Below are 7,919 nucleotides of genomic sequence, written 5' to 3'. Positions count from 1 at the left end.
ACGATCTGATATGGGGTTGAAGCCGATAGCATAGAGATCTGAGACAACAACTTCGTGTCCCGCCGCAGACAACCCTGTGCGGCGCGGGTCAGGGCGCCGTTGAAGCTGTTGGGCTCGGGGTGGGCGTGATCGATGAAGATGCGCGCCGTGCTTTTCCCCCTCGGTCGGAATGTTCACCTTCCAGGCGCCGAGAGAACCCGCGCCGCGACATAGTCTAGCGAGAACACACCGGCGCCGCGTGCCAGCACGAGCAGCAGCAACGACGCCCATAGCAGGTGCTCCGCCCAGTTCTCCGGATAGACGAAGATCTGGATGACGGAGACGACGCCGATCAGCATCAGGGCAGCGAGGCGCGAAAACAGCCCGAGGAATATCAACACCGAGCCCGTCAGTTCAGCCGCCGTGGCCAGTAGCGCCGCGATCGACGGGTCGATGAACGGCAGATTGTATTCGTTGGCGAAAAGCTGCAGCGTCACCGGCCAGGATACGAGCTTCGTCTGCGCGGACTGCCAGAAGACATGCGCGACCGCGACGCGTGCGGCGAGTTGGACCAGCGAAAACGGAATGTGTTCGGGAAGCTTGATGATACGCTTGTAGAAGCCGACAAAGCCGGCCGGGTTGGACGAGGAGTGTTCGGATATTGCGGTCATGACCATCTCCATCAATTTGAGGGGGAATTCGCGGCGACTCGCACGTTGGTGACGAGCCTGTCGCGGAACAGACGCATAAGGGCGGAAACCAGGTCGAAGGTCGGGTCGAGAGCCAGGGCACGGCCAGTGGCATGCTCGAGGCCGAGACCGTGTTTCAGCGAATGCCAGAAGGCGAAGCTCGCGCGGTCGAGCAGAAAAAGCCGCACGTAGTTCCCCGATCGCCACAACGCCACACGTTCGGGACGCCTTGTCCAGGTAGTGCTTTCGTCGGCCGCCGTCTCCTGTTGATGCGCCATCCATACCGACAGGATCGACCAGTGCGAGACGATCAGCCGCAGTGAAGGCTGGAGCAGGATATCCGGCGAGGACCCGAGGTCGGTGTTGTCGTATTCTGCGAGGCTGCGGGGCGGCAGCGAAGCCGTATCGAGTGCCTCCGCTATGGCCCATTCGAGCCGCGCCGTTTCGGCGACGATCGGCATGTCAGACAGCGTGTCGATCGTCTTCAGGAAGCGCGGGAAGCCGGCCCCATAGCGCGAAAGACGGGATTCAACCGGCGGGTGGCGTCGAATGAACTCGCTCGCCACATAACGGAAGAAGCGTTCGTCTACCAGCCGGACGGTGACGGGAAAAGCCGCCATCAGCGCCGCGGTCAGCGAACTGCGCGTGTTGTTCTGGTAGATGCGCAGGCGGGCCAACGGATCGGCCCTGCCGGCGGTCAGCACATTTGCGGCTGCGACTGGTTCCATGGCGAGCACCGATCGCGCCAGGGTGGTCTGCAGGAGTTCAAGCGGCAGCATGGTATTCCTCCTCAATTGACGGCAACGCTGCGGACATGGACGGCCTGGCGGCTCTGGCAGCGGCAAACGCCGCAAGCACCGGCATGCTGGTCGTCGTTTCACCTTCGAGAGAAAGGCGGATGGGCGCCGACCGGGCTTCGGTCGTTTGGTTGCGTCTCGCAACCTGCCGACGGTTGAACATGATCGAGGCGGTCAGCATGTCGGCCCACATCGCTTCGCCAAGCAGCACGTCGAGAACGGGAACGTCGGTGTCCCATTCGATCAACGTCGGGCGCGGTCCGAGCCGGCCCACGGCATGCTGGTAGAGCGCCCAGACGACCGGCGGCACCCGCGAGCCATGGTCGTCGATGAGCACGGTGTCGGCACCGACCTGATTGATCGCGTGGCCGGCAAGATGGATTTCGCCGATCGCGTCGGCCGGCAGCGCATCGATGAAGGCTTTGGCGTCATACTGCAAATTGTGCGCCGAAACCTGGACGTTGTTGACGTCCAGCAGCAGGCCGCAGCCTGTTCTAGCCACCAGCTCGGCCAGGAATTCGGCCTCATTCATCGAGGAGTCCGCAAAGGCCAGATAGGCCGACAGGTTCTCGATGAGCACCTGCCGCTTCAGCGTGTCCTGGACGGTCTCGACATTGCGGGCAACGACGGCCAGCGCCTCTTCGTCATAGCGCAGCGGCAAGAGATCGTTGAGATAGGCGCCGTCGGCAACGCTCCAGGCGAGATGCTCCGAGACCAGATCGGGTTGGAAGCGCGCGCAGACCTTGCGCAGGCGCTCCAGATGGGCACGGTCAACTCCCCGCGCGCTGCCGAGCGACAGGCCAACGCCATGCACCGAGAGCGGGTAGATCTCACGCAGCCGCTCTAGCGCCTCGACGCAGGCGCCGTCTCCCATGTAGTTCTCGGCATGAACTTCGAGCCAGCCGGCGGAGGGCCGTCGCGTCAGCATCTCCGAGATGTGGGGGGAGCGAAGACCGATGCCCGCTGATGCGGGGATCGCGAGGGGCTGAAACGCACGGGACATCGGTCTGCTCCATTCAAGAGGGTCGGTTCGAAGTCTGGATCGTTCAGGCTTTCGGCTTGTCGCTGCCGCCGGTGATCTTGGCGCAGCTGCCTGCGGGCACGTAGAGCCAGGAATCCGGCTGATTGTCGGTGGTTGCGGTGCCGGCGCATGAATGCGTCGCGGTCTGGCAGTCGTTCTGGCCGGCCTTGACGACGCCGTAGCACTTCTCGAAGGCGAAGCCGGGCTTGGCGGAGGGACCGCTGTAGGCCGCCGTCGCGGCGAGCGAAGTGGCGGCCGCGAGGGCCGATCCGATGAGGGTCTTGGTGTTGATCACAGGCTTGTCTCCTGGTTGGTGTTTCGAGGGAAAGACCGGCCTGCAGGGCCCGTCTGCATGCACTCTCTCCGATCGTGATGCCGAGCTGAAATGCTGTCTCGGCATGGAATTGATACGCGGCCACTATGTTCTGGAGAGCGATGCGAAAAAGCCCTCCGGCGGGGCCACCGGAGGGCTTGGCGCCTGCGTTCGGGAGTATGCGAAGCAGACGCTGCTAGGCGGGAGGGAGGCGCGCCTATATGTGTTGGACTCGGCAGCCGACAGCTGGGCGTTCGTCGATGCCGAAAAGATCGGCGACAAGCCAGCCTTCGGCACATTGCCGACCTCTGTCACGCATGCCAGTCAGTTCACCCCAGTCGATCCAGGGTCTCGCGAAGAGCGCAGCCCCACCTCGGTATTGACTGTCGAAGATGGTGTGAACCGGCGCGCATTTGGTCGTGCAATGGGTGGAGGAGAAGCTGCGATCCGGACATAGTGTCGTGAACAGTGAAGGCCTACCTGCGATGATCAGGCGATGGCTGGTTTTCGGCGACCGAGCAGGCGGCAACTGCGAGAGTTCGCCATCACCCCAATAGCTGTCGCCGTCGATTTCGACAGGCGGGGAGAGGAACGGGACGGTGGCTGCCGCCACGATAGCGTTGATCGACAATTGCTCGCCTGTGAAGACCTTCACGGCGTCGGTGCCGGCGTTGACGGCCAGGACGCCGAGTTTCACCGGGCAGCGCTCGTCGCGGAGTTGCTCGATGTCGATCGACTGTTCCAGTATCGATCGAAGCAGACTGGCTCTGTCGATGGAGAACATCGAGGCGTGGCTGACGCGCCGCCAGAAGTTGGTGAGCGCCATCCGAGCGCCACGCCGGCCGCCAAGGCTCAAGCCGTAGGCCAGGACCGCCGCCTCCACAGCTCCGAAACCGGACGCTGTAACTGCGCTGAAGACAAGGTTCGGCTCATCCAGCAGGCGGTCGAGCACGCCCCAGACGAAGGCGCCGTGTGCATCACTTGCCAGGATGATGTCGACAGACTGCCCCTCTTCCAGCCGGGAACGCGTCCCGGGAATGATGGCCTGGTCAATTCGCGTTCCGGACTGGACGTGCATCTCTTGGTCTCCATCCCAAAGTCGCTGGCGGGGCGACTGGTGAGGAGACTGCCGCATCTTCTTCTTCAGCCGAAATGCCAAGGTGGCATGAAGTCCATAGGCAGATTGCATTGGCTGCCGGTCTTTTCGGGCCGCACTCTTCCTCCCGATCAGGCCAGGCGATGCGTGTCACCAACTCTGGCATCGTTGCCAGAACCGCGGCCTGGAACAGGAGGTGAATGATGAGAAGACCACTCGTCTGTGTGGCTGCGCTTGCAATTGGTCTTGGTGCGAGCCCGGCTTCAGCTGACCCGTTCAATGACCTCGCCGCATTGCCGACGTTCTATACGGACGCCACGATGCAGACGATGAAACCGATGGCCGGGTTCAAGAAGGCCTGGTTCGCCGTGCCGAAGCATGACCGGGTCAAGATGACGAAGGCTTGCAACGACCCGTCGATGAGTAAGCCCCACGCCCAATTCTGCGCCAACGTCCTCGCTTTGGGCGGAGCTAATTAGCGGTGCGACCGTAGACATCTACGAGATGCATGCGCGGCATAACCTCGATACGCAGATGGCATTGGCAGGTTGCCGGCTGGTCGTCGCAAGATCAAACTCAGCAATGAGGAACTCGGAAATTCTGACTTGCTGTCAATCAGTCAAACGGTCGTCGATAGGGCGACTACCCGATCAGAGAAGGACTTGAAAATGAATCTAAAAGCTATCTGCCTCGGTGCTTTTGCCATTTCCAAGCTCGGCGGCGTTGCCTTCGCCGGCGCGCTCGACGAACCGTCCAACATGCAGCCCTTCTTCACCGATTCCGGCATGAAGGCGATGAAGTCGAGTGCCGACTTCGAGACGGCGTGGAAAGCCATGCCGAAGGCGACGCAGGATGCGATGATGAAGGAATGCAACGACGCCGCCATGAGCAAGCCGCATGCTCAGTTCTGCGCCCAGCTCTTCGCTTTGGGCCATCACAGCTGACGCTTGCGGGCGCCGAGCACTATTGCAGGGTTTGATGGCGGGCCCTGGCCCGCCATTGGCGCATGACGAAACGCTATCGACTTCATAGCCCCCATGCATTGGCGTGATGGAATGGTTTGCGGCACGGTTCCAACCTGCACATGCATCTATGCAGCAGAGGGATAAACCGGCATGGACATTCATCACATCCGCTACTTCCTGGCCGTGTGCGAGACGCGGAACTTCACGCGCGCCGGCGAAAAATGCAACGTCACCCAACCAGCGCTGTCGCGCGCCATCCAGCAGTTGGAGGATGAGGTCGGCGGCCTGCTGTTTCGCCGCGAACGGAACCTGACCCACCTTACCGATCTGGGTGCCCTGCTACGCCCGCGGTTCCAGCAGATCCTCGACGAGGTGACCGGCGTGCGCCAGGAGGCGTCGAAATTCCTTTGCCTGGAAAACGCAAATCTCAAGGTTGGCGTCATGTGCACCATTGGTCCGCGTCGCTTCACCGGCTTGCTGGCCGATTTCAACAGACGCCAGCAGGGCATCCAGTTGCAGCTGGTGGAGGGTGTGCCGGCTTCGCTGTCGCAACTGCTTGAAGCGGGTGAGATCGACGTCGCCATCATGGCGTCCAGCAACAGTTTTCCGGAGCGTTTCGACGTCACTCCGCTCTATCGCGAGCGGTTCGTCCTGGCCTTCCCGAACGGCCACCGGCTGGCTCGCAACGACAATGTCGCCATTTCCGAACTCGACGGCGAGAACTACCTGAGAAGGTTGAATTGCGAGTATCGCGACCACCTCGCCGGTCTCTGCAATGACCGCGGTGTGAAGCTCAGGATATCCTACGCCAGCGAGCGCGAAGACTGGATCCAGAACATGGTTTCCGGTGGACTTGGCATCTGCTTCATCCCGGAATTCAGCGCCGTCATCCCGGGCTTGCAGATCAGGCCTGTCATCGATCCCGAGGTTTGGCGGGAGGTCTCGCTGGTCGTCGTGTCGGGCCGCCGGTTCTCACCGGCGACCTCGACCTTCGTGAACAGTGTCAAGGCACACAGCTGGCCGGAAAGCGGCATAGATCTGCCGGCCAGGAAAACGGCTGCGTAGCAATTCGAAATGAAGTCTAACGCCGCGATAAATGTCGTGGCGAAACAGCCTCGTTGGCGCGGTTGTCCATCATAGTTTTCAGGTATCGAATTAAGAGCCAGTCAGCATTTCTCTTTCGTCGAGGCTGCCGTCACTCTCCACTCATGCCCCGCTTCCGCGATTGGGCACCGACAAAGGAGAACTAGACATGGCTTGCAAGACTATTGCATTGCGGGTGCCGCTGAAGTTGGCGTTGACACTCGGACTTCTCACCGCGACCGCCGCGTTCTCGGTGGCTCCGGTTTTCGCCGGCGACTGCCCTGCTGGCCAGGCCGCCACCACCGACATCCAGGAACATCCCAGTAAACCGGTCGGCGTGACCGACACGGTCCTTTCCGCAATCGATTTAAGCAGCAAGGGCGAAGGCTGGAAAGGCAACATGCTGCGCCTGCGCAAGCTCGTTGTTCAGCCTGGCGGCGTCGTGCCGTGGCATGAGCACAATGTCCGCCCGGCAAACATTCTGGTGGTCGAGGGCTCGATCACCGAATACCGCAGCACCTGTAAGGTCGGCATCGAACATCCGGCCGGCGACGCGACGGCCGAGTTCGGCCAGCTCGCCCACTGGTGGAAGAACAACGGCAAGGTTCCAGCGGTGCTCTATTCGGCCGACGTCCTGCCGCCTGCGATGCACGAAGACCACATGATGTGAGCCGCTCGTCGCGGTCAGCAGATCCCAGCATCAGCAATAAAATCGCGTCCTCGGGCGATGGCCTGGGGACGTGTGGCCACGGAGCCTGACATGACGTCCAGTGAACATACCGAACCGAGGCGGCTCCGCATGGTTGCCGCGGACAGCTGGCGCTTCGGCCTGATTGCCTTGATCGCGTTTCTGACGCTTGTCGACCTGTTCGCCACTCAGGCCATCCTGCCTTCGCTGGTGGCAAGATTCGGCGTCAGTCGCGCAACCATGGGTTTCGCCGTCAATGCCAGCACCTTCGGCATGGCGGTGGCCGGTATCGCCGTCGCGCTCTTCGGGCGCGGCATCGATCGCCGCAACGGCATCTGGATCAGCCTGGCCATTTTGGCGATCCCGACGACGTTGCTTTCACAGACCGACAGCATTGTGGTCTTCGCCCTGCTGCGCGTAGCGCAAGGCTTGTGCATGTCGACCGCCTTTACGCTGACGATGGCCTACCTGGCCGAGCATTTCTCCGCGCGGCAGACGACGAGCGCGCTTGCGGCTTACGTGACCGGCAATGTTGCCAGCAACTTCTTCGGCCGGCTGATGTCAGCCGCCGTCGCCGACACATTCGGCATCTCCACCAACTTTCTGATCTTCGCCGGCCTCAATCTGTTCGGCGCCGCCCTTGTCTGGCTCACACTGCAGAAGACCTCTGCAATGATGCGCGCCGATGGGATGGGCGAGCCCGCCCGCGCCGCATGGAAGGCTCCGCTGCAAAACGCCGAGCTGCGCGCCTGTTTCGCGATCGGCTTCCTGATCCTTTTCGTCTTCATCGGCACCTTCACCTATGTGAACTTCCAGCTCGTTGCGACACCGCTGTCGCTGACACCGATGGCCTTGGGCGCGGTCTATTTCGTCTTCCTGCCCTCGATGCTGACGACCCCGCTTGCCGGGCGCGTCGCGGCAGGTCTCGGTCCGAGCGGAGGGATCGGAGCGACACTCGGGCTGGCGATCGTCGGACTGCTTCTGCTGCTCGCCGCCAGCCTCCCGGTCGTTCTTGCCGGGATGGCTTTGGTCGCCATCGGCACCTTCCTGGCGCAGGCGATAGCCACCGGGCATGTGAGCCGGACCGCCTCGCGCGATCGCGCCGCCGCAAGCGGCATCTACCTTGCGTCCTACTATGCGGGCGGGCTCGCCGGCAGCTTCATCATCGGGCAGCTCTACGACCGTATCGGCTGGGCCGCGTGCGTGGGTGTGCTCGCCTCGGTTCTCGCCGGCGCGATCGCGACTGCGCGCATGTTGCAAACGCCGAGGACGTGACACGCAAAGACCG

10 protein-coding genes are annotated in these 7,919 nt (G+C 62.3%); 5 read left to right on the top strand and 5 right to left on the bottom strand.

The annotated features are described in order from the left end of the window. Positions 1-173 precede the first annotated feature (173 nt). The 5 genes from EN781_RS01360 to EN781_RS01340 all read right to left on the bottom strand — a co-directional run bounded on the left by EN781_RS01360 (position 174) and on the right by EN781_RS01340 (position 3,877). A complete protein-coding gene (locus EN781_RS01360) occupies positions 174-650 on the bottom strand; it encodes a DoxX family protein (RefSeq protein WP_126056540.1) in 477 nt (158 codons plus the stop codon). An 11-nt stretch (positions 651-661) separates the two neighbouring features. Continuing rightward, the gene (locus EN781_RS01355) at positions 662-1,447 is read right to left on the bottom strand and encodes a DNA-binding domain-containing protein (protein WP_126056539.1); all 786 of its coding nucleotides are present in this window, start codon (positions 1,445-1,447) and stop codon (positions 662-664) included. Next, a complete protein-coding gene (locus EN781_RS01350; RefSeq protein ID WP_126056538.1) occupies positions 1,434-2,468 on the bottom strand; it encodes a DUF692 domain-containing protein in 1,035 nt (344 codons plus the stop codon). The genes EN781_RS01355 and EN781_RS01350 overlap by 14 nt, the downstream gene beginning before the upstream one ends. Before the next feature lie 43 nt (positions 2,469-2,511). Then, positions 2,512-2,781 carry a DUF2282 domain-containing protein gene (locus EN781_RS01345; RefSeq protein WP_126056537.1) on the bottom strand — a complete coding sequence of 90 codons (270 nt, stop codon included), beginning with the start codon at positions 2,779-2,781 and terminating at the stop codon, positions 2,512-2,514. Between the two features lie 235 nt (positions 2,782-3,016). Then, positions 3,017-3,877: a hypothetical protein gene (locus tag EN781_RS01340; RefSeq protein WP_127399719.1), complete on the bottom strand. Its 861-nt coding sequence runs from the start codon at positions 3,875-3,877 to the stop codon at positions 3,017-3,019. 221 nt (positions 3,878-4,098) lie between these two features. Here EN781_RS01340 and EN781_RS01335 point away from each other — a divergent pair, with 221 nt between their 5' ends. The 5 genes from EN781_RS01335 to EN781_RS01315 all read left to right on the top strand — a co-directional run bounded on the left by EN781_RS01335 (position 4,099) and on the right by EN781_RS01315 (position 7,906). Next, entirely contained in the window at positions 4,099-4,374 is a 276-nt protein-coding gene (locus EN781_RS01335; protein WP_126056535.1) for a hypothetical protein, read from the top strand. A 189-nt stretch (positions 4,375-4,563) separates the two neighbouring features. Further along, positions 4,564-4,839 (top strand): hypothetical protein, encoded by a 276-nt coding sequence (locus tag EN781_RS01330; protein WP_126056534.1) that lies wholly within the window; start codon positions 4,564-4,566, stop codon positions 4,837-4,839. A gap of 171 nt (positions 4,840-5,010) precedes the next feature. Next, on the top strand, positions 5,011-5,925 hold the full coding sequence (locus tag EN781_RS01325; protein WP_126056533.1) for a LysR family transcriptional regulator: 915 nt from the start codon (positions 5,011-5,013) through the stop codon (positions 5,923-5,925). Positions 5,926-6,112: 187 nt separating this feature from the next. Continuing rightward, positions 6,113-6,613 (top strand): cupin, encoded by a 501-nt coding sequence (locus EN781_RS01320; protein WP_126059243.1) that lies wholly within the window; start codon positions 6,113-6,115, stop codon positions 6,611-6,613. A gap of 90 nt (positions 6,614-6,703) precedes the next feature. Continuing rightward, the gene (locus EN781_RS01315) at positions 6,704-7,906 is read left to right on the top strand and encodes an MFS transporter (RefSeq protein WP_126056532.1); all 1,203 of its coding nucleotides are present in this window, start codon (positions 6,704-6,706) and stop codon (positions 7,904-7,906) included. The last annotated feature ends 13 nt before the right edge of the window (positions 7,907-7,919 follow it).

It is taken from the genome of Mesorhizobium sp. M4A.F.Ca.ET.090.04.2.1 (assembly GCF_003999085.1).
Classification (GTDB): Bacteria; Pseudomonadota; Alphaproteobacteria; order Rhizobiales; family Rhizobiaceae; genus Mesorhizobium.
The sequence above is the reverse complement of the archived record's forward strand: the minus strand, read 5'-3'. Positions and strand labels throughout refer to the sequence as shown.

Excerpts from the sequence above, each read along its gene's own strand:
- EN781_RS01360 (WP_126056540.1), bottom strand. The coding sequence starts at position 650 with ATGACCGCAATATCCGAACACTCCTCGTCCAACCCGGCCGGCTTTGTC.
- EN781_RS01355 (WP_126056539.1), bottom strand. The coding sequence starts at position 1,447 with ATGCTGCCGCTTGAACTCCTGCAGACCACCCTGGCGCGATCGGTGCTC.
- EN781_RS01350 (WP_126056538.1), bottom strand. The coding sequence starts at position 2,468 with ATGTCCCGTGCGTTTCAGCCCCTCGCGATCCCCGCATCAGCGGGCATC.
- EN781_RS01340 (WP_127399719.1), bottom strand. The coding sequence starts at position 3,877 with ATGCACGTCCAGTCCGGAACGCGAATTGACCAGGCCATCATTCCCGGG.
- EN781_RS01335 (WP_126056535.1), top strand. The coding sequence starts at position 4,099 with ATGAGAAGACCACTCGTCTGTGTGGCTGCGCTTGCAATTGGTCTTGGT.
- EN781_RS01330 (WP_126056534.1), top strand. The coding sequence starts at position 4,564 with ATGAATCTAAAAGCTATCTGCCTCGGTGCTTTTGCCATTTCCAAGCTC.
- EN781_RS01325 (WP_126056533.1), top strand. The coding sequence starts at position 5,011 with ATGGACATTCATCACATCCGCTACTTCCTGGCCGTGTGCGAGACGCGG.
- EN781_RS01320 (WP_126059243.1), top strand. The coding sequence starts at position 6,113 with ATGGCTTGCAAGACTATTGCATTGCGGGTGCCGCTGAAGTTGGCGTTG.
- EN781_RS01315 (WP_126056532.1), top strand. The coding sequence starts at position 6,704 with ATGACGTCCAGTGAACATACCGAACCGAGGCGGCTCCGCATGGTTGCC.